The organism is Bartonella sp. CL71SXKL, from assembly GCF_042194935.1.
GTDB lineage: Bacteria > Pseudomonadota > Alphaproteobacteria > Rhizobiales > Rhizobiaceae > Bartonella.
On the sequence record NZ_JBHINI010000012.1, the window covers coordinates 26,951 to 48,022 of the forward strand.

The following is a 21,072-nucleotide window of genomic DNA, read 5'->3' on the forward strand; positions in this document are numbered from 1 at the left end:
AGTATGTCTATTGATATTTTGATGCCGGCGCTTTCACCAACTATGGAAGAAGGTAAACTGTCTAAATGGCTCAAGAAAGAAGGTGATAAGGTTAGCTCTGGCGATGTTATTGCTGAAATTGAAACGGATAAGGCTACAATGGAAGTAGAGGCCGTTGATGAAGGTACTCTTGGTAAAATTTTTGTGCCTGAAGGTTCAGAAGGCGTAAGGGTTAACACTGTTATTGCAATTTTGTTAGAAGAAGGTGAGCGTGCTGAGGATATTTCGCAGCCTACGGATACAGCACAAAAAACTAAGGAATCTGCTCTTTCTCTACCTTTGTCAGTTCCGCAGGCTGCTCCTACTTTTGATACATCTCTTAATTTTGATATTCCAGCGGGAACACAAATGGTTACAATGACAGTTCGTGAAGCGCTTAATCAGGCTTTGGCTGAAGAAATGCGGCGTGATGAAACAGTTTTTCTTATGGGGGAAGAAGTCGCGCAATATCAAGGTGCTTATAAGGTTAGTCAAGGTTTGTTGGAAGAATTCGGAGAACGCCGAGTTATTGATACCCCAATTACAGAGCACGGCTTTGCTGGGCTGGCTGTTGGGGCTGCTTTTGGTGGGTTACGTCCTATTGTCGAGTTTATGACCTTTAATTTTGCGATGCAGGCGATGGACCAAATTATTAACTCAGCAGCCAAAACACGTTATATGTCTGGTGGACAAATGACCGCTCCTATGGTTTTCCGAGGTCCCAATGGTGCGGCTGCCCGTGTTGGTGCTCAACATTCTCAATGCTATGCTGCATGGTATAGTCATGTACCAGGTCTGAAAGTTGTCATGCCTTATAGTGCTGCAGATGCAAAAGGTTTGCTGAAAGCTGCTATTCGTGATGATAATCCTGTTATTTTCCTTGAAAATGAGATTTTGTATGGGCATCAATTTGATGTTCCTCAACTGGATGATTTTCTTTTGCCTATTGGTAAGGCGCGTATTCATAAGTCTGGACAAGATGTGACGATTGTTGCATGTGGAATTGGGATGCATTATGCTGTTCAAGCGTTACCAGAAATTGAAAAACTTGGTATTGATGTTGAATTGATTGATTTACGAACCATTCGCCCTATGGATCTTCCTACAATTCTTTCGTCAGTTAAAAAAACAGGTCGTTTGGTAACAATTGAAGAGGGATTTCCTCAGTCATCCGTGGGAACTGAAATAGCAACGCGTGTTATGCAGCAGGCTTTTGACTATCTTGATGCGCCAATTGCTACGATTTCTGGCAAAGATGTTCCGATGCCTTATGCCGCTAATCTTGAGAAGTTGGCTTTGCCTAATACTGCTGAAATTATTGAGGCAGTTCAGGCTGTGACATACAGAGCATAACGGAGGAAAGCATAATGCCCATTAAAATTACAATGCCAGCGCTTTCCCCTACGATGGAAGAGGGAAATTTAACAAAATGGAATATTAAGGAGGGAGATAAGGTTTCCTCTGGTGATGTTATTGCTGAAATTGAGACGGATAAAGCGACAATGGAAGTCGAAGCCGTTGATGAAGGTAGGGTTGCTAAAATTGTTGTTCCTGCTGGAACACAAGGCGTTAAAGTAAATGCTTTAATTGTTGTTTTAGCAGAAGAAGGTGAAGATTTAGCTGAAGCTGCAAAAGTTACAGAAGAAATCTCTTCTTCTACAAGACAAGAATCAGAGGGCATCAAACAGACAGATTCTCTGAAACAGACGGACTCAAAGGGAATAAAAATGTCTCATGAATCATCAACTGGGCAATTAATACAGCAAGATAAAAAAGAAGCTCGTCTTTTTGCCTCTCCCTTAGCGCGGCGATTAGCATCTCAGGCAGGTCTTGATTTATCCCTTATTTCTGGAAGTGGTCCGCATGGGCGTATTATTAAGCGCGATGTGGAAAAAGCTGTGAGCAGCGATATTTCTAAAGTGTCTTATTCATCACAGATAGGGGAGCTAACAGCTACAGGTGCTTCAGACAAACAGATATTGAAACTCTTCAAAGAGGATGAATATAGCTTCGTTCCCCATAATAATATGCGTAAAACAATCGCGACACGTTTGGTGGAATCAAAACAGAAAGTCCCACATTTCTATGTAACGGTAGATTGTGAACTTGATGCGCTATTAGCACTGCGTACACAACTGAATGCTGCTGCACCAATGGTTAAAAGGCAAGAAGAAACTCAGCCTACTTATAAGCTTTCTGTTAATGATATGGTGATCAAAGCTGTCGCACTTTCTTTGAAAGCGGTTCCTGATGCGAATGTCTCTTGGCTTGAAGGTGGGATGATTCATCATAAACATTGTGATGTTGGGGTTGCTGTTTCCATTCCCAATGGATTAATTACACCGATTATTCGCCATGCAGAGGAAAAGCCGTTATCACTTATTTCCAAAGAGATGAAGGATTTTGCAAAGCGTGCGCGCGAGGGCAAGTTAAAAATGGAAGAATATCAGGGTGGAACAACAGCTGTATCAAATATGGGGATGTATGGTATAAAAAGTTTTTCTGCTATTCTTAATCCACCGCATGCGACGATTTTTGCGATTGGAGCAGGGGAGCAGCGCGCCGTTGTTAAAAATGATGCATTAGTCGTTGCGACAGTTATGTCAGTTACGATTTCTGCTGATCATCGTGCTGTCGATGGTGCTTTAGCAGCAGAGATCGCGCGGACTTTTAAAAAGATGATTGAAAATCCATTAGCAATGTTGGTTTGAACTGTTTAACAGTTTTTCACGTAAATTGTGAGAGAGTGTATTAAGAGAATAAAAGCAAATTTAACGAGTTTGAAGAGCAATGTTATTGCTATTTCTGGTTTGGGTAAAGCATTTACGTAAGCAAAAGACATAAGATAATTCTGTCATGTTATTTTGCAGACTTAAGTTCAAAAAGTGCATATCCGTTTTATATATATCCATGGAGGAATTACTGTGGCAAATCTTTATGATGTAATTGTGATTGGATCAGGTCCAGGCGGATATGTAACCGCAATTCGTGCAGCACAATGTGGCTTTAAGACTGCGATTGTTGAACGTGAACATTTGGGAGGGATCTGTTTAAATTGGGGATGTATTCCCACAAAGGCCCTTCTACGTTCAGCGGAAATGAAACATTTTGCTGAACATGCGAAAAATTATGGACTAAAAATTAATGGTTCAATTGAGGCAAACATCAAAGATGTTGTGGCACGTTCACGCGGTGTTTCAGCACGTTTAAATGCTGGTGTTGATTTTCTAATGAAAAAAAACAAAATTGATATTATTTGGGGTGAAGCAAAGCTTACTAAAGAAGCAAAGGGAAGCCATCCTGCGGAAATTGTGGTTTCTTCATCCTCCAAACCGATTATGCAACCGCAAAATCCAGTCCCTAAAGGGACGTTAGGGGAGGGAACTTATCAAGCAAAACATATCATTATTGCAACAGGTGCACGTCCTCGTGTCCTTCCTGGTATTGAGCCAGATGGAAAACTCATTTGGACTTATTTTGAAGCTATGATACCGTCATCAATGCCAAAATCGCTTTTGGTTATAGGGTCTGGGGCTATTGGCATTGAATTTGCCTCTTTTTATCGTGATATGGGGGCGACAGTAACTGTTGTTGAAATGATGCCCCATATCATGCCTGCTGAAGATATTGAAATTTCAACGTTTGCTCGTAAACAGTTAGAGAAAAGAGGTTTACGCATTCTTCGTCAAGCAAAAGTAACAAAGGTTGAAAAGTCTTCCGATTCTGTGACTGTACATATTGATGTTCAAGGTAAAATAGAGACAATAACTGTTGACCGGTTAATTTCCGCTGTAGGGGTGCAAGGTAATATTGAGAATCTTGGTTTAGAATCTTTGGGAATAAAAACCGATCGCGGGTGCATTGTAACTGATGAATGGAGTTGGACGGGGGTGGAAGGCATTTATGCTATTGGTGATGTAGCAGGTCCTCCTATGTTGGCCCATAAAGCAGAAGAAGAAGGAGTGATATGTATTGAGCATCTTGCAGGTTTGAAGAGTGCTCATCCGCTTGATAAAAGAAAAATTCCAGGGTGTACATATTGTACACCACAGGTTGCCTCTGTAGGGCTTTCAGAAGCGGCTGCAAAAGAAGCAGGTTATGATATACGTATTGGTCGTTATTCTTTTGCTGCGAATGGTAAGGCGATTGCTTTGGGTGAAGATCAGGGGTTAGTAAAAACGATTTTTGATAAAAAAACAGGACAGCTTCTCGGGGCCCATATGGTAGGGGCTGAGGTAACAGAATTGATACAGGGTTTTGTTATTGCTATGAATCTTGAAACAACAGAAGAAGAATTAATGCATACTGTCTTTCCACATCCGACCTTATCGGAAATGATGAAAGAAAGTGTATTGGATGCTTATGGTCAAGTTTTAAACGCTTGATGACTGGATTGTATGAAAAATTTTATATTTTTGATTGTTACTTCGTATTTATAAGGCAAAGGCTTAAATGGTTACGGTTGTTGATAGAGTTACAAATAGACGTTTGCGTCATCCTGAAAAGGCACATCGTCCTGATACAAGCGTTCAAAAAAAGCCAGATTGGATTCGTGTAAAAGCGCCAACATCACCAATTTATAAGGAAACACATGGTATTGTACGTACGCATAAGTTAGTGACTGTATGCGAAGAAGCTGGTTGCCCTAATATTGGCGAATGTTGGAGCCAGAGGCATGCTAGCTTTATGATTTTAGGTGAAATATGTACGCGTGCTTGTGCTTTTTGTAACGTTGCAACAGGTATTCCACTTGCCGTTGATGATAATGAGCCAGAACGTGTCGCCGATGCTGTTGCACGGATGGAATTAAAACATGTTGTCATTACATCTGTTGATCGTGATGATCTTGCTGATGGTGGTGCTGAGCATTTTGCAAAAGTTATTTATGCGATTCGTCAAAAAACTCCTAAAACAACAATTGAAGTTCTTACACCTGATTTTCGTCATAAGGATGGCGCTTTAGAAGTTGTTGTTGCTGCTAAGCCTGATGTTTTTAATCATAACTTAGAAACAGTTCCTTCTAAATATTTGAAGGTCCGTCCAGGGGCGCGTTATTTTCATTCAATTCGTTTATTACAACGCGTTAAAGAACTTGATCCAACAATTTTTACAAAATCGGGAATTATGGTTGGCCTTGGGGAGGAGCGAAATGAGATTTTGCAATTGATGGATGATTTGCGCGCTGCTGATGTTGACTTTATGACAATTGGACAATATTTGCAGCCTACACGAAAACATCATCCAGTTGTTCGTTTTGTGCCTCCTGAAGAATTTGAGTCTTTTGCCAAGATTGGAAAAGTAAAAGGATTTTTACATATGGCTTCCAATCCTCTGACGCGTTCATCTCATCACGCTGGAGATGATTTTGCCATTTTGCAAAAAGCGCGTGATGAAAAATTTTCCTTACAGAGATAATTATGCCGATTTTTACAATACATCGGCAGATCACCCATAGTGCCAGTGAAATGTTTGATCTGGTTTCAGATATTGAGCGTTATCCTGAATTTTTACCAATGTGTGAGTCTTTAATAATACGTTCTCGAAAAGAATATGGAAAAAAAATATTGCTTCTTGCGGATATGACCGTTGGCTATAAGATTATTCGTGAAACTTTTACGACTCAAGTATTTCTTCAGCCGGAAAAAAGTCTTATAGAAGTTAAATATATTGATGGTCCATTCAAATATCTTGAAAATCGTTGGGCCTTTCATGATATTGAAAATACCAATGCATGTAATGTAGAGTTTTTTATTGATTATGAATTTAAAAGTAAAACGCTTGGATTAGTGATGGGCTCAATGTTTGATATTGCGTTTCGTAAATTTACCGAGGCTTTTGAGAAGCGTGCGCATCAGATTTATGGCTCTACGGTAACATAGTCTATTCTGTTATTTTTTAACAATACGTATTGCTTATAACAGCATGAAGGTGAAAACCGGTTTCCATCTTTACTATTTGTTTTTAATTCAGCTTTCAAAAGCATATTGAAGGAACATCATTTTAAATGATGAAGATGATGTACAGCTTCACTCTTTTGTTTCTCTCTTTTTTAATGGATACATATCCGTTAAACAGAACGTCCAAATAGAACATGCTTGCGTCATACCCATTTCATAATAGTGCTCATAATAAATAGTATAGATCCTTCGTAAAAGCATATAAACTCCACATCTGTACGTTTATGAACAAGTCAGCCTGCACCATTTATTTGCCATCTCTCAAGATGTTGCGCCAGCTCTTAGCACTTGAGAGAGAGGTACAAGTGTCCCTTTCTTTAATCATTTTATTTACTACAGTTTTTTTCTCTTGTGGCGTGCAAGTGAATAAATTTGATTAATTCAACCTACACAGGGCTGAAGTGAGATAACTTTACGCTATTCAGGTCTTTCATTTTCAAGTTGTGGGCGATTATAGACTCAATGTGGAATAGAGAATTTTGAAATTAGTATGGGGAATTCAGTGAAGTAATTCCAGAATCATTTTAAAAACATTTTCAACAGTTGCATGGCGGATAGCATTGCGATTAAGATGAGCAAAGTGCATTTCTTTGTGCAGGGGGGGGTGATTTTTGTAAGCAACTGCGCAATGCACAAGTCCTACAGGTTTATCAAGACTTGCACCTCCTGGACCAGCAATCCCTGTTACAGAAACTGCAATGTCAGCTTGTGAATGTTTTAATCCACCCTCAGCCATTGCAAGAGCAACTTCTTTTGAAACGGCACCATAGGTTCTTATAAGTTCAGCACAAACGCCAACAAGGCGTGTTTTGGATTCATTTGAATAAACAACAAATCCACAATCGAGAACATCTGACGATCCTGCAATATTTGTGAGGCTTGCAGCAATGAGCCCCCCTGTACAAGACTCTACAGTTGTTAACAGTAAACCTTTTTGGCGAAAGGTATTAAGGACTTCATGTGCTTGTTTTTCACAAAGATATGTCATTGGGGAATTTCTCCTGAATAAAGAACGCTCGCTGTTGCAAGAGCAGCAATTCCCTCACCACGACCAATAAATCCAAGCTTTTCATTTGTTGTTGCTTTGATAGAGATTCGATCAGGTGTCATTGCAAGTATTGTCATAAGATTTTCTGTCATAGCATGACGATAGGGACCAATTTTAGGATTTTCAGCGATAATTGTGATATCAACATTGGCGATACGACCATCTGCTTGTTTTATAATATCGAGAGCATGACGGAGAAAAATTTCTGATGATACATTTTTCCATTGAGGATCAGAGGGAGGAAAATGTGTACCGATATCTCCAGCACCTTGAGTTGCAAGAAGGGCATCTGTTAATGCATGAAGAGCAACATCCGCATCGGAGTGTCCATTTAATTTTTTATGAAAAGGGATTTTTATACCACATAATATAAGAAAATCACCATCTTCAAAAGAGTGAACATCATAACCATTGCCGGTACGGATATCAGGAAACATTTGCATTTTCTTTTGGAGATATAAATGTGCAGTATTAAAATCTTCATGCCATGTAATTTTTATGTTGTTAGGATCCCCAGGAACGGTACGCATAGGAATTCCAAACCATTCGGCAATTGCAGAATCGTCAGTGAATTCTTGTTTGCAAGCTTGTTTTGCTTGTTTATGGGCCGCTAAGATATGTTCAAAGGGAAAACACTGTGGAGTTTGTGCACTATAAAGATGGGTACGGGGAATTGTTTCTAAAACATGCTGATTATTTATACGTTTAAGGGTATCAGAGATGGGCAGAACAGGAAGAACACCTTCTTGAGGCGTGATAGTGTTGTGAATGTTATTAAAAAGCTTGTTTTCAATAAAAGGGCGTGCACCATCATGAATATGCACATATTGGGGGGAAAATTTTTTAAGTGCCTGAAGTCCATGTAAGGTAGAGATTTGACGTGTATTGCCTCCTTCAACGATAATAAGGCGCTCTTTAAAATCGCCAATAGCTTGTTCACAGATTTGACGATCTTCTGGATGAATAACAAGGATAATTGTTGTGATAGCTGGATGCTGCAAAAAACAATGCACGGTATGATAAATAATCGGCTTTTGTCCTAGAAGCCGATATTGTTTTGGAATTTTATAGGGAGATCCTGCTCTTTCACCCCGTCCAGCGGCTAATATTATTGCTGCAATAGAAATACTTAATCTCCTTGTATTATAATCTTAGTTTTCTTTTTTGTCATTAATTTTAAAATGATTTTGAAAGGATGGTTGTTGTAGATCAGCAAGGGATATCATGGACAACACCTCAAAAAAAGCATTTAATGCTTTTTGAAGTGCGGTATTTAAACCACAAAAATCAAACAAGGGGCAAGTTGGTTCTGCAGTATCGAAACATTCTGCTAGGGAAAAGTTGTCTTCTGTTACTTTCACAACATCAGCGACTGAAATCTCTGCTGCGGGTTTAGCCAATCTAACTCCACCATTGCGTCCACGCACTGTTTGTATAAAACCTGCTTGAACAAGCAGCTGAAGGATTTTAAATAAAAAAAGTTCTGAAACGGCATATGCTTTAGCAATTTCTGGAACACGACTGAGAGTTCCCTGATTATCTGCACAATACATGAGCATTCGAAGAGCATAATTTGTTTGTTTTGTTAATCGCATCTCATTTCCTTCGTAAAGTATCGTCGAACACAGTCTATTTTAAAGATATTTTGCAAAATATAGAAGCTTTTCCTCATTGACTATATTTGCCCTATTTTAAATGTAGTATTAGTATTGTCAATTTTTGCTACAAAAGGTTATATGAGAATAATGGGATAAGGGTATGTAAGCTCATGACGAATATAACATCTGTGACGAATCTTCAAGACATAGATAAAAATACTTATAACGATGAGTTGTATCGTTTAAGTAAGGTATATATTTTTTTAGGGATTACAATTATTGTATTGGCTTTACTTACGGCCTCTGTTTCGTTTATTATTCTTATTGGATTAACTCCTGTTGTTCCCAGTAGAACGGTAACCCTTATTCTTATAGGGATTAATAGTTTTTGGGTTTTAGGGCTTATTGTCATCGTTTTTTATGAGATGATTCCGATCATTCGTGCTTGGCGTTCAAGGCGTGCAGGATCGCGTCTTCATGTGCGTCTTATTTCATTGTTTGCACTTGTTGCGACAATGCCAGCTGTTGCTGTAGCTCTTGTATCGGGTCCAGCACTAAATTTGGGACTTGATCGATGGTTTGATACAACAACGCGGCAAATTGTGGGCTCTTCTATTGATTTAGCAAATGCTTATGCAGATGAAATGCTTCAAAATTTAAAAAATTTATCCTACGCGATGGCATTTGCACTTGATAACAAAAAACTCTTAGAACGTAATCCAGCTGAATATAGGATGCAATTGACGCGTCATGCTATAGGACGCAATTTGCGTGGTGCATTTTTGTTAAGTTCTAGCGGAGCTATTTTTGTATCGAGTGCTCTTGGTGATGAAGATAAACTGCCAATTCCTCCTTCTCATCTTATTGAACGTGCAACCAGTGCGAGACCTTTTTCTTTTCAACCAGGCGTTCATGATTATTTTGGTATTATTTTAAAATTTACCAACATTCCAAACACATTTTTATATTTGGTGCGTGACGTTGATAAAGGTGTTTTATCTGCTTTGCGTTTGACAGAAGTTAATACAGATCGCTATCGTGATTTAAATGAAAATCGCCTGCTGACACAGATTGCATTTGGTATGCTTTATTTGTGTCTTTTTTTTAGTTTATTCTTATCAGCTATTTGGGCTGCTATTGCTGTTGCTGATCGTTTAGTGCGTCCTATTCGTCTTCTCATTAGTGCTGCCGATGATGTTGCTTCTGGAAATATGGAAATTTTCGTGCCAGTACGAGCAAAAGATGGAGATATTGGGCAATTATCCAAAACTTTTAATTACATGGTCAGTGAATTGAAAAGTCGGCGTAATGAGTTGATTGCAGTGCGTGATCAAATTGATGAAAGACGGCGTTTTTCTGAAGCTGTGTTATCGGGTGTAACAGCGGGAGTAGCAGGTATAGATGATAATGGTGATATCACCATTATCAATCGGTCTATTGAAGCGATGTTTGATATTCGCTCTGAGCACGTTGTTGGACAAAGTCTTTTATCTTTAAGCGCTGAAATTTGGCAGGTTTTTCAGTTTGTGCGTTCATTAGATCGTAAAAACCATCGTGAACAGGTCACTTTAAACGTTGCAGGAAAAGAGCGTGTCTGTAATGTTCAAGTTACGATGGAGGAGGATGATGGACAGGGGCAATCTTGGGTTCTAACAATTGATGATATTACTGACCTTGTTGCAGCGCAACGTACAGCGGCGTGGGCGGATATTGCGCGGCGTATTGCGCACGAAATTAAAAATCCTCTTACACCTATTCAGTTATCCGCTGAACGCATTCGTAAACGTTATAACAAAGCTATTACACAAGATAGAGAGGTTTTTGAGCGGTGTATTGACACGATTATTCGGCAGGTTGGAGATATTGGGCGTATGGTTGATGAGTTTTCCTCTTTTGCACGTATGCCCAAACCCAAAATGCATATTTTAGATATACGAGAATTGTTGCGCGAAGCATGTTTCTTGATAGAGGTGACGCGACATGATATTCATTTTGAGCAAGATTTAGGAACTCTACCACTTATGGGTGCATTTGATAACCGTCTCATTGTACAGGCTTTCTGCAATGTTATCAAAAACGCGAGCGAATCCATAGATTCAGTTATGCGAGAGGAAAATATTCACGGTCATATTCTTGTCCGTTCTTATCGACAGAAAGAATGGGTGGTTGTGGATGTTGTTGATAACGGGAAAGGACTTCCTAAAGAGCAAAGACAAAAGTTATTAGAACCCTATATAACAACGCGGGAAAAAGGAACAGGACTGGGGTTAGCCATTGTGCGCAAAGTTATTGAAGATCACGGTGGTTTCATGGAGCTTCATGATGCACCGGAGAGTTTTTATGAAGGTCGTGGTGCGATGATCCGTTTGATATTTCCTGCGGATGGGGGTAAGCAGGGTAATATTATACAAGCCATAAATCATAAGATAGGGGAATAGTATGGTATCAGATATCTTGATTGTTGATGATGAAGCAGATATTCGTGAGCTTGTTGCTGGTATTTTAGAGGATGAAGGTTATGAAACGCGCGTTGCTTGTAACTCTGATGAAGCATTGGCTCAAATTAGTGAGCGTATTCCAAAGCTCATTTTTTTGGATATTTGGCTACAGGGTAGTCGTCTCGATGGTTTAGCACTGCTTGATGAAATTAAAACACAATATCCGGCTCTTCCGGTCGTTATGATCTCTGGTCATGGTAATATTGAGACGGCTGTTTCCGCTATAAAGCGAGGGGCATATGATTTCATTGAAAAACCTTTTAAAGCTGATAGACTTGTATTGGTTGCAGAGAGAACACTTGAAAATTCAAATTTAAAACGTGAGCTTTTAGAATTACGAAAGCGTTCGAACGAGACATTAGAGTTGCTCGGAAAATCGACAGTTATAAAAAATTTGCGTCAAATCATAGAAAAAGTAGCACCAACCAATAGTCGCATCATGATAACAGGTCCTTCAGGGGCAGGAAAAGAGACTGTTGCACGAACTATTCATGCGCTCTCAACGCGTTCGAATGGGCCATTTGTTACAATAAATGCTGCAACGATTACTCCGGAAAGAATGGAAATAGAGCTGTTTGGCAGCGAAATGGAGGGAAGAGAGCGTAAAATCGGTGCCTTAGAGGAAGCTCATGGCGGTATATTATATCTTGATGAAATTGCTGACATGCCACGTGAGACTCAAGGGAAGATTCTTCGGGTTTTAACGGGGCAAACATTTGAAAGAATTGGCGGCACAAAACGTGTTAAGGTGGATGTCCGTATCATTTCTTCGACAGCGCAAAATCTTGAAAACCTCATTTCTGATGGGCGCTTTAGGGAGGATCTTTTTCACCGTCTTTCCGTTGTTCCTATTGTTGTTCCGCCCCTTTCAGCGCGTCGTGAAGATATTCCAGAACTTGTACATCATTTTGTAAAAACAATATCACAGCAGGTTGGGATTAAACCGCGTGCAATCAGTGATGATGTGATTGCTATTTTGCAAACGCACGCTTGGCCGGGTAATGTGCGGCAATTACGTAATAATATTGAGCGTCTTCTTATTCTTGTGCGGGATGGTGATGGTCCTATAACAGCGGACTTTCTTCCCAGTGAAGTAAGTGATTCTTTGCCACGCCTTCAAATGGATTCAGATGAAAGTATAATGGATTTGCCGTTACGTGAAGCTCGAGAATTGTTTGAAAAGAGATATTTAGTGGCGCAGATTGGGCGTTTGGGTGGAAATATATCACGTACTGCTGAATTTATAGGCATGGAGCGTTCAGCTTTGCACCGTAAACTTAAAGCGCTTGGAGTTTCTTAAGCGATGCGTGTTATTATTTGTGGAGCAGGACAGGTTGGTTATGGGATAGCAGAGCGTCTTGCTGCTGAAAATCATGATGTTACTGTTATTGATATCGAAACGAGATTAATTGAAAAGATTCGCGATACATTGGATGTGAGAGGTTTTGTTGGTCACGGTTCACGGCCTGAAGTTCTTTTGGCAGCGGATGCAGACAAAGCTGATATGTTGATTGCTGTTACTTTGTTTGATGAAGTCAATATGGTAGCTTGCCAAGTAGCACATTCATTATTTAATGTGCCCACAAAAATTGCTCGTATTCGCTCACAATCTTATTTAGAGCCACGTTATAAGACGCTTTTTTCCAGAGAGAATATTCCCATTGATGTGGTTATTTCGCCAGAAGTTGAAGTTGGGGAAATGGTTTTGCGCCGTATTGCTTTACCTGGTGCAATAGATGTTCTTTATTTTTGTAATGATGATATTGTTGCGTTAGCCTTGGAATGTATGGAAGATTGTCCAGTTATTAATACACCTTTGCGTCAATTAACAGAGCTTTTTCCAGATCTTCATACGACGGTTACCGCTATTAAACGTGGCGCGGAATTATTGGTTGCACATTCAGAAACGCAATTACGCGTTGGTGATATAACCTATCTTGTTGTTTCTCGTGAACAGATGCGTCGTGCTGTTGGGCTTTTTGGTCATAAAGAACAAGATGCACACCGCATGATTATTGCAGGGGGTGGTCACATTGGCCTTTATGTTGCACAGGCGATTGAAAAGCGTTTCCATAAATTAAAATTGAAGATTATAGAATCGCATAGAGAAAGAGCTCTTACAATTGCTGATCAGCTTGAAAAAACGACAGTCTTATACGGTAACGTGTTAGATCCAGTGATTCTTCAAGATGCAGGAATTGATCAGTCCGATTTAATGATTACATTGACCAATCAAGATCAGGTTAATCTCTTAAGCGCTATTATTGCTAAAAGATTGGGCTGCAAAGCCAATATGGTATTGATTAATAATGTTGCCTATCAAGAATTTAGTCGTGCTGTTGGTGTGGATGCATATCTTAATCCCCATAGCGTTACAATATCGAGAATTTTGCAACAAATGCGCCGTGGGCGTATTCGTTCTGTTCATTCAGTTTTTAATGGCCGAGCAGAAATTATTGAAGCTGAAGTGATGCAAACATCTTCATTAGTTGGTAAGTCATTATCAGAGCTCAATTTATCAGATGGTTTGAGAATTGGTGCAATTTATCGCAATAAGACAATAATACAGCTTTCGGCAGATACGCGTATTTTGTCTGGTGATAGAATAGTGATTTTTGCTCTTGCTGATAGAGTTCGTGATGTTGAACAACTCTTTCGCGTAAGTTTAGAATATTTTTGATGTATTATCTATGGATATTTGTACTTTTTGGTATAGTGGACAATTAAGATTGGTGGATAGGCTTTGTTTGTCTTCAATGGTTAAAACTGGACAGCGCGTTAAGCTTTTTAGTTATGATAAAAAAATAGATAATCTCCCTGCTGGTGTTGAGCTGCATGAAGCCGAATCAATTTTACCACGCTCAGCAATTTATCGCCTTGATCCCGATTTTTCTGATGATAAACTAGGGTGTACAATTGTTCAGTTCTCGGATTTTTTTCGTGTTATGCTGATGAAATATCAACAAGGTGTTTGGTTAGATACAGATGTTTACCTTGTTAAACAATTTCATCCAGATGCCGATAAGGTTTGGTTGGCAAGAGAAAATAATACAAGAGTAGGCGTTTCTGCACTTTATTTTCCACCCAATAACCCTGTTATAAAAATATTTGAAGATTATTGGGCAGGCACAGAAATTATTCCTCATTGGCTTGGGTTTAAGCGTCGTGTTTGGAGACCGTTCTGGTTAAAGAGGAAAAAAATGCCGATTTTACCGGGAAATCTTGGCGTTACAATATTTGGCAATGATGGTATTTCACGATTAGCAAAACGATATGGTTTTTTTCATGAAGCAAGGGAAAAGGAAACTTTTTATTATTGGACTGGGCGAAAAACTGAACGTATTTTTGAACCAGCTTTTGGCGTAAAGCCGCTTACAGATTCACGCTTGATAGGCTTTCATATTCACAGAAAGACAAAGACCACGAAAAGACCTCAGGAAGGAAGTTTTTACCATTGGGCGGTATCTCGCATTCCTGATGTTCATCATTTGTTTAGGTAGAGTTATTATTGCTATTTTAACTATTGAGATTTTAATCTATCTTATACATCTCTTGATTGTAGCTTGCACAAGAGAGTAATGTTAGCATATGGATAAAAACATTGAATGTGTAAAGAGCGGTTGTTATATGAACGGAAAGTAAAAATATGAGTGATCCAATGAAAACAGCATTAAGCCTTGTTCCTATGGTTATTGAACAAACCAATCGTGGTGAGCGGGCCTATGATATTTTTTCCCGTCTTTTAAAGGAGCGGATTATTTTTATTAATGGTCCTGTTGAAGATGGTATGGCAATGCTTGTTTGTGCACAATTGCTTTTCTTAGAAGCGGAAAATCCTAAAAAAGAAATTAGTCTTTATATTAATTCTCCAGGTGGTGTCGTAACATCTGGTATGGCTATTTATGATACTATGCAGTTTATTCGCCCTCCTGTTTCTACGCTTTGCATGGGGCAAGCGGCATCTATGGGGTCTTTATTGTTAACAGCTGGAGCAAAAGGTCATCGTTTTACATTGCCAAACGCACGTATTATGGTGCATCAACCATCTGGAGGTTTTCAAGGTCAAGCTTCAGATATTGAGCGACATGCGCAAGATATTATAAAGATGAAACGGCGTTTAAATGAAATTTATGTCCAACATACGGGTCAAGATTATGAGGTTATAGAGAAAACTCTCGATCGCGATCATTTTATGACAGCAGAAGAAGCCAAAGCGTTTGGCTTAGTTGATGATGTTATACAATATCGTGCAGAAACTGAAAAAGAAGAAAAAGATTAAGAATTTTTATAGAAAAAACAGCTACTTTAAATCAAAGAGTTTTATAAAAAATATCGCAAAATAAGAGAAACACCTAAAAATATTGAGACATGCATGGTTTTCTATATGTCTTTTAGTTTTCATGATGAAAAGCTTCCTTTGAAAAGGCAAAGTATTCATATATCGTGGTGAAAGGAAAGAAAAATGAGCAAAATTAGCAATAGCGGGAACGAATCAAAAAATACTCTCTATTGCTCGTTCTGCGGCAAGAGTCAGCATGAGGTGCGTAAGCTCATTGCGGGGCCTACTGTATTTATCTGTGATGAATGTGTAGAGCTTTGCATGGATATTATTCGGGAAGAAAATAAGTCTTCTGGGGTTAAGGTGCGTGATGGTGTTCCCACGCCACAGGAAATTATAACAGTTCTTGATGATTATGTTATTGGTCAGCAGCATGCGAAGCGTGTTCTTTCTGTTGCTGTGCATAATCATTATAAACGGTTGGCGCATCAGTCTAAAAGCAATGATATTGAGTTGGCAAAATCAAATATTCTTCTTGTTGGTCCAACGGGCTGCGGTAAAACTTATCTCGCACAAACATTAGCACGTATTATTGATGTACCTTTTACGATGGCGGATGCGACCACTTTGACTGAAGCAGGTTATGTGGGGGAAGATGTTGAAAATATTATTCTTAAGCTCCTTCAAGCAGCAGATTATAATGTTGAACGTGCACAGCGTGGTATTGTTTATATCGATGAGGTTGATAAGATTTCTCGTAAAGCAGATAATCCTTCTATTACAAGAGATGTTTCGGGGGAAGGAGTTCAGCAAGCGTTATTAAAAATTATGGAAGGAACGATTGCTTCTGTTCCTCCTCAAGGTGGACGTAAGCATCCGCAACAAGAGTTTCTTCAGGTTGACACCACAAACATCTTATTCATTTGTGGGGGAGCTTTTGCAGGTTTAGAACGGATTATTTCAGGGCGTGGTGAAAAAACTTCTATTGGTTTTTCTGCGACCGTTAAGGCTCCTGATGAGCGTTGTGTCGGTGAAATTTTTCGTGATTTAGAGCCTGAAGATCTTATAAAATTTGGTTTAATACCAGAATTTATTGGACGCCTTCCTATAGTCGCTACCTTAGAGGATTTAGATGTTAACGCCCTCATGCAAATTTTATCACAACCTAAAAATGCATTAGTAAAGCAATATCAGCGTCTTTTTGAAATGGAGAATGTCGAGTTAGCATTTCATGAAGATGCTTTACGTGTTATTGCAAAGAAAGCAATTGAACGTAAAACTGGTGCTCGTGGTTTGCGTTCAATTATGGAGAAGATCCTTCTTGAGACGATGTTTGAGCTACCGGCTCTTGAAGGCGTTCAAAAAGTGGTTATTTCGAGTGATGTCGTTGATGGGAAAGCGCGTCCTCTTTATATTTACTCAGAACGTGCAGAAGATAAAGAAAATGTATCAGCATGACATTGTGCGATGCACAATATAAAAGGTGGTAATGAATGGTATTTGATGGGTGTTTCTAATAATATCATTATAATGCTTGATTTATGTATGAGTAATTACCACTTCATGTACAGTGAAGAGCTGAGGTTTTCTAAAGGTGGGCTGGTTGTTGTAGATAGCTCATAGGCTCCAGAAAGGAGAGTTATGCAATATATTGATGAAAAGACAGATGAAGTAAGAGATGGGGTTTATGCTGTTTTACCTCTTCGTGATATTGTTGTCTTCCCCCATATGATTGTTCCACTTTTTGTGGGCCGCGAAAAATCAATTCGTGCTCTTGAAGAAACGATGGCGGTTGATAAGCAAATACTATTGGTGACACAAAAAAATGCTTCTGATGACGATCCAAAATCAGAGGATATTTATCATATTGGTACATTTGCTAATATTCTTCAACTTTTAAAGCTTCCTGATGGTACTGTAAAGGTTTTGGTTGAGGGAACTGCACGTGCAAAAATTAGTCAATTTGCTTTAAGTGAAGGTTATCATCAGGCTTTTGCAACTGTTACAGAAGAACCTAGAGAGAGTGATGTTGAGATTGAAGCTCTTTCAAGGTCAGTGATTGCTTATTTTGAAAACTATGTAAAGCTTAATAAAAAAATCTCTCCTGAAGTTGTGAATGCGATTGGCCAGCTTGATAATCCTTCTAAGCTTGCCGATACGATTGCTTCTCATTTGATGATTAAACTTGCAGAAAAGCAGGAAATATTAGAGCTCTTACCTGTGCGGGCCCGTCTTGAACGTGTTTTGTCCTTCATGGAAGGAGAAATTTCTGTTTTGCAGGTTGAAAAACGTATTCGTTCGCATGTTAAACGGCAAATGGAAAAAAACCAACGAGAATATTATCTCAATGAGCAGATGAAGGCTATTCAAAAAGAGTTAGGAGCAGGTGATGATAGCCGAGATGAACTCTCTGAATTAGAAGAACGTATCAAGAATACAAAACTATCCAAGGAAGCGCAGGAAAAAGCTGGAGCAGAATTGAGAAAATTACGGAATATGTCTCCTATGTCTGCAGAAGCGACAGTTGTACGTAACTATCTTGATTGGTTATTAGCAATGCCTTGGGGTAAAAAATCTAAGATTAAAAACAATTTAGATTTTGCTGAAAAGGTCATGAATAATGAACATTTTGGTCTTGAAAAAGTTAAGGAGCGAATTATTGAATATTTGGCCGTACAAAGTCGCGCGTCAAAGATAAAAGGTCCCATTATTTGTTTGTTAGGTCCTCCAGGTGTAGGGAAAACATCATTAGCGCGCTCTATTGCAAAGGCAACGGGACGTGAGTATGTTCGTATCTCATTGGGAGGTGTCCGAGATGAAGCAGAAATTCGTGGACATCGCCGAACATATATTGGATCGATGCCTGGAAAAATTATCCAGTCTATGAAAAAAGCAAAAAAATCTAATCCGCTTTTCTTGCTTGATGAAATTGATAAAATGGGACAAGATTTTCGTGGCGATCCTTCATCTGCTTTATTAGAAGTTCTTGATCCTGAACAAAATGGTACGTTCATTGATCACTATTTGGAAGTTGAATATGATCTTTCTGATGTCATGTTTATCACAACTGCCAATACGCTTAATATTCCAGGTCCGTTAATGGATCGTATGGAAATTATTCGTATCGCTGGTTATACTGAATGTGAGAAAATGGAAATTGTTAAACAGCATCTTTTACCAAAGGCACTAAAAGATCACTGTTTGTCTAAAAAAGAACTCAGTATTTCTGATGGAGCACTAAGGTCAATTATTCAGTTTTATACACGTGAGGCAGGCGTTCGTAACCTTGAACGTGAACTCATGAAAATTTCCCGCAAATCCGTTACAAAAATTCTCAAAACACATCAAAAATCTGTAAAAGTTACAGAAAGTAATATTCATGATTTCTTGGGTGTTAAACGTTATCATTACAATCAGATTGAAGGAGAAAATCAAGTTGGTGTTGTAACAGGTCTTGCGTGGACAGAAGTCGGTGGAGAGTTATTGACCATTGAAGGAGTTATGATGTCCGGCAAAGGGAAGATGACTGTAACTGGAAATTTACGTGATATTATGAAAGAGTCCATTTCAGCGGCAGCATCTTATGTACGTTCTCGTGCTGTTGATTTTGGTATTGAACCTCCACTTTTTGAAAAACGCGATATCCATGTTCATGTTCCAGAGGGTGCGACACCAAAAGATGGCCCATCGGCTGGGATTGCAATGGTGACAGCAATTGTTTCGGTCCTTACAGGAGTAGCTGTGCATAAAGATATTGCAATGACTGGTGAAATTACTTTACGTGGACGCGTTTTACCCATTGGTGGATTAAAAGAAAAACTCTTAGCAGCTCTTCGAGGAGGGATAAAAAAAGTACTTATTCCTGAAGAAAATGCAAAAGATTTGGTTGATATTCCTGATGATGTCAAAAATAATATGGAAATTATTCCGGTAAATCATGTGAGTGAAGTTTTGAAACACGCTTTGGTTCGTTTTCCAGATACTATTGAATGGAAAGAACCCTCTACAGTGGCTGTCCCAATCCGGTCAGAGAGCAGTGATAGTGACGGAATACAGATTGCGCACTGATTCACTTATCTCATTTATAACGGCATTTTTTAGGTGGCAGAAGGCGTTGTTGAGGTTATTATTTTGTTTTTTGTTGGAAAAAGTGAAAAATTCCGTGAATAACTGTGATTATTGCTAAAAAAACAATGTTTTGGATAAAAATAAGACTTCTGTTTGCTGTACTTTTCAATAAACTGACCAATAACATGATTAAGTCATGCTCAGGTAATATAGGGAAAGGAAATATTTTATGAATAAAAGTGAATTGGTTAGCTCCGTTGCTGAAAAGGCAGGTGTTTCGAAAGCGCAAGCTGGTGCTGTTGTTGATGCTTTTATGGCTTCTGTAACAGAAGCTTTAGCTTCAGGGGGAGATGTTCGTCTTCCAGGTTTTGGCACTTTTGAAGTTTCTCATCGTGCTGCAACAAAGGGGCGTAATCCTTCAACTGGTGCTGAAATCGATATTCCAGCACGTTCTGTACCCAAATTTTCTGCAGGAAAAAGCCTTAAAGAAGCAGTTAATAAAAAATAATTTAAGCTACATTAAAAAAACCCGATTTATTTATAAGCGGGTTTTTTTAACACATGTGTTATGCGCATTTTTCATATAAAACTTTGAGATCTTTGCGATACTTTTTATTTTCATGTATTGCTGGTATTTTTGAAAATGATTTTAAGTTTTGTATAAAATACTGTCAGCTTAAAATATATTTTTTTTAGTATTTTCAAAAAATATTGCACTGTATTAATTGAGCACGGGTATGGCTTATAAAATGTAATATTAACTTTTATTACGCTGAAGTGTTACGGTATTTATTTCAAAACAAGATCCGTAAATAATATGAGGCGGAAAACTCTGTAAAGTCCATAAAAGTTATTATATATCACCATTTACGCTTAATAAAAGTGCATGTTGGTGCCACCGTGCTATCTATTTTCTCAGTTCCTATAATGTTGCGACTAGCCCCAGATATCTGAGACGAGTGCATAAGGGATAGTTTTATTCTTTTACTCTTATACGCCAACCTTTCTTGTGACACACCAAGAGGATAATTTTATTGATTTATTAGAGAGCCTGAAATGAAAGAATCTTTTGATATTCAGATTTGGTTTTCAATATTGTGATTTTTCTTGGCATTTGAGAGGGGAGAGATAGCTCCAGCTCTATCCTACAAATATTTTTTCCATATCTTTATTTCACTTGTGATATGCAAGCGAGTATTTTTCCTTCATCATACAAGAGTTAAAATGAGAGAACATCACAAATTTTGAGGGAGGAAGTTACAAAACAGAAAAATTACTCTTATAAAATAATATACATTACGTAATATAAAAACTATTAATAAAGATAGTACAGTATTACGTGCGTATTTTTCATCTATTTTTTTGATTATTCATAATATATTTATATGATTATTTTTTTTAGTCATTAAATCATATTAAATTGTTGATAGCGATAAAGGTTTTTTATAGCCAAAAGTTATTTCACAGCACCTACATAATTGAATAAATGATGAAATGTAGGTAGTATTTATTGATTGTAGGAGACAGTCTTTAAAAGGCTTTAGAATGATTTTTTCACGAGAGTCATAAAGATCTATTCAGTAGGTGAGAGGCGAATCGTATGTTT

16 protein-coding genes are annotated in these 21,072 nt (G+C 38.5%); 13 read left to right on the forward strand and 3 right to left on the reverse strand.

Annotation, left to right across the window (positions count from 1 at the left end; genetic code table 11):
* Window positions 1–3: 3 nt before the first annotated feature.
* The 5 genes from ACFILA_RS07030 (at window position 4) to ACFILA_RS07050 (ending at window position 5,897) form a co-directional block, all read left to right on the forward strand.
* A complete protein-coding gene (locus ACFILA_RS07030) occupies window positions 4–1,371 on the forward strand; it encodes a pyruvate dehydrogenase complex E1 component subunit beta (RefSeq protein WP_375660884.1) in 1,368 nt (455 codons plus the stop codon).
* Between the two features lie 14 nt (window positions 1,372–1,385).
* On the forward strand, window positions 1,386–2,729 hold the full coding sequence (locus ACFILA_RS07035; RefSeq protein ID WP_273791146.1) for a pyruvate dehydrogenase complex dihydrolipoamide acetyltransferase: 1,344 nt from the start codon (window positions 1,386–1,388) through the stop codon (window positions 2,727–2,729).
* A gap of 213 nt (window positions 2,730–2,942) precedes the next feature.
* A complete protein-coding gene (gene lpdA / locus ACFILA_RS07040) occupies window positions 2,943–4,403 on the forward strand; it encodes a dihydrolipoyl dehydrogenase (protein WP_375660885.1) in 1,461 nt (486 codons plus the stop codon).
* 67 nt (window positions 4,404–4,470) lie between these two features.
* Window positions 4,471–5,433 carry a lipoyl synthase gene (gene lipA, locus ACFILA_RS07045; RefSeq protein WP_273791148.1) on the forward strand — a complete coding sequence of 321 codons (963 nt, stop codon included), beginning with the start codon at window positions 4,471–4,473 and terminating at the stop codon, window positions 5,431–5,433.
* A 2-nt stretch (window positions 5,434–5,435) separates the two neighbouring features.
* Window positions 5,436–5,897, forward strand: coding sequence for a type II toxin-antitoxin system RatA family toxin (locus ACFILA_RS07050; RefSeq protein WP_273791149.1), 462 nt, complete (start codon window positions 5,436–5,438; stop codon window positions 5,895–5,897).
* A 577-nt stretch (window positions 5,898–6,474) separates the two neighbouring features.
* Here ACFILA_RS07050 and ACFILA_RS07055 read toward each other — a convergent pair.
* The 3 genes from ACFILA_RS07055 to rirA are packed head-to-tail and all read right to left on the reverse strand — an operon-like array spanning window position 6,475 to window position 8,618.
* Window positions 6,475–6,963, reverse strand: coding sequence for a CinA family protein (locus ACFILA_RS07055; RefSeq protein WP_375631353.1), 489 nt, complete (start codon window positions 6,961–6,963; stop codon window positions 6,475–6,477).
* A complete protein-coding gene (locus ACFILA_RS07060; RefSeq protein ID WP_273791165.1) occupies window positions 6,960–8,150 on the reverse strand; it encodes a bifunctional 2-C-methyl-D-erythritol 4-phosphate cytidylyltransferase/2-C-methyl-D-erythritol 2,4-cyclodiphosphate synthase in 1,191 nt (396 codons plus the stop codon). The genes ACFILA_RS07055 and ACFILA_RS07060 overlap by 4 nt, the downstream gene beginning before the upstream one ends.
* A gap of 24 nt (window positions 8,151–8,174) precedes the next feature.
* A complete protein-coding gene (gene rirA / locus ACFILA_RS07065) occupies window positions 8,175–8,618 on the reverse strand; it encodes an iron-responsive transcriptional regulator RirA (RefSeq protein WP_273791151.1) in 444 nt (147 codons plus the stop codon).
* Between the two features lie 173 nt (window positions 8,619–8,791).
* Between rirA and ACFILA_RS07070 the strand changes: the two genes are divergently transcribed.
* The 8 genes from ACFILA_RS07070 to ACFILA_RS07105 all read left to right on the forward strand — a co-directional run bounded on the left by ACFILA_RS07070 (window position 8,792) and on the right by ACFILA_RS07105 (window position 19,974).
* Window positions 8,792–11,059, forward strand: a complete 2,268-nt coding sequence (locus ACFILA_RS07070) for a PAS domain-containing sensor histidine kinase (protein WP_273791152.1) — start codon at window positions 8,792–8,794, stop codon at window positions 11,057–11,059.
* Between the two features lies 1 nt (window position 11,060).
* Window positions 11,061–12,419 (forward strand): sigma-54 dependent transcriptional regulator, encoded by a 1,359-nt coding sequence (locus ACFILA_RS07075; RefSeq protein ID WP_273791153.1) that lies wholly within the window; start codon window positions 11,061–11,063, stop codon window positions 12,417–12,419.
* A 3-nt stretch (window positions 12,420–12,422) separates the two neighbouring features.
* The gene (gene trkA / locus ACFILA_RS07080) at window positions 12,423–13,799 is read left to right on the forward strand and encodes a Trk system potassium transporter TrkA (protein ID WP_273791154.1); all 1,377 of its coding nucleotides are present in this window, start codon (window positions 12,423–12,425) and stop codon (window positions 13,797–13,799) included.
* 10 nt (window positions 13,800–13,809) lie between these two features.
* Window positions 13,810–14,619, forward strand: coding sequence for a hypothetical protein (locus ACFILA_RS07085; RefSeq protein ID WP_375643072.1), 810 nt, complete (start codon window positions 13,810–13,812; stop codon window positions 14,617–14,619).
* Between the two features lie 146 nt (window positions 14,620–14,765).
* Window positions 14,766–15,398: an ATP-dependent Clp endopeptidase proteolytic subunit ClpP gene (clpP, locus tag ACFILA_RS07090; RefSeq protein WP_273791156.1), complete on the forward strand. Its 633-nt coding sequence runs from the start codon at window positions 14,766–14,768 to the stop codon at window positions 15,396–15,398.
* A gap of 183 nt (window positions 15,399–15,581) precedes the next feature.
* Window positions 15,582–16,856, forward strand: coding sequence for an ATP-dependent Clp protease ATP-binding subunit ClpX (gene clpX, locus ACFILA_RS07095; protein WP_273723371.1), 1,275 nt, complete (start codon window positions 15,582–15,584; stop codon window positions 16,854–16,856).
* Between the two features lie 183 nt (window positions 16,857–17,039).
* Window positions 17,040–19,466 carry an endopeptidase La gene (gene lon, locus ACFILA_RS07100; protein WP_375660886.1) on the forward strand — a complete coding sequence of 809 codons (2,427 nt, stop codon included), beginning with the start codon at window positions 17,040–17,042 and terminating at the stop codon, window positions 19,464–19,466.
* 229 nt (window positions 19,467–19,695) lie between these two features.
* Window positions 19,696–19,974 (forward strand): HU family DNA-binding protein, encoded by a 279-nt coding sequence (locus ACFILA_RS07105; protein ID WP_273791158.1) that lies wholly within the window; start codon window positions 19,696–19,698, stop codon window positions 19,972–19,974.
* The last annotated feature ends 1,098 nt before the right edge of the window (window positions 19,975–21,072 follow it).

Coding starts and splice junctions, on each gene's coding strand:
- ACFILA_RS07030 (WP_375660884.1), top strand. CDS start 4: ATGTCTATTGATATTTTGATGCCGGCGCTTTCACCAACTATGGAAGAA.
- ACFILA_RS07035 (WP_273791146.1), top strand. CDS start 1,386: ATGCCCATTAAAATTACAATGCCAGCGCTTTCCCCTACGATGGAAGAG.
- lipA (WP_273791148.1), top strand. CDS start 4,471: ATGGTTACGGTTGTTGATAGAGTTACAAATAGACGTTTGCGTCATCCT.
- ACFILA_RS07050 (WP_273791149.1), top strand. CDS start 5,436: ATGCCGATTTTTACAATACATCGGCAGATCACCCATAGTGCCAGTGAA.
- ACFILA_RS07055 (WP_375631353.1), bottom strand. CDS start 6,963: ATGACATATCTTTGTGAAAAACAAGCACATGAAGTCCTTAATACCTTT.
- rirA (WP_273791151.1), bottom strand. CDS start 8,618: ATGCGATTAACAAAACAAACAAATTATGCTCTTCGAATGCTCATGTAT.
- ACFILA_RS07070 (WP_273791152.1), top strand. CDS start 8,792: ATGACGAATATAACATCTGTGACGAATCTTCAAGACATAGATAAAAAT.
- ACFILA_RS07075 (WP_273791153.1), top strand. CDS start 11,061: ATGGTATCAGATATCTTGATTGTTGATGATGAAGCAGATATTCGTGAG.
- trkA (WP_273791154.1), top strand. CDS start 12,423: ATGCGTGTTATTATTTGTGGAGCAGGACAGGTTGGTTATGGGATAGCA.
- ACFILA_RS07085 (WP_375643072.1), top strand. CDS start 13,810: ATGGATATTTGTACTTTTTGGTATAGTGGACAATTAAGATTGGTGGAT.
- clpP (WP_273791156.1), top strand. CDS start 14,766: ATGAGTGATCCAATGAAAACAGCATTAAGCCTTGTTCCTATGGTTATT.
- clpX (WP_273723371.1), top strand. CDS start 15,582: ATGAGCAAAATTAGCAATAGCGGGAACGAATCAAAAAATACTCTCTAT.
- lon (WP_375660886.1), top strand. CDS start 17,040: ATGCAATATATTGATGAAAAGACAGATGAAGTAAGAGATGGGGTTTAT.
- ACFILA_RS07105 (WP_273791158.1), top strand. CDS start 19,696: ATGAATAAAAGTGAATTGGTTAGCTCCGTTGCTGAAAAGGCAGGTGTT.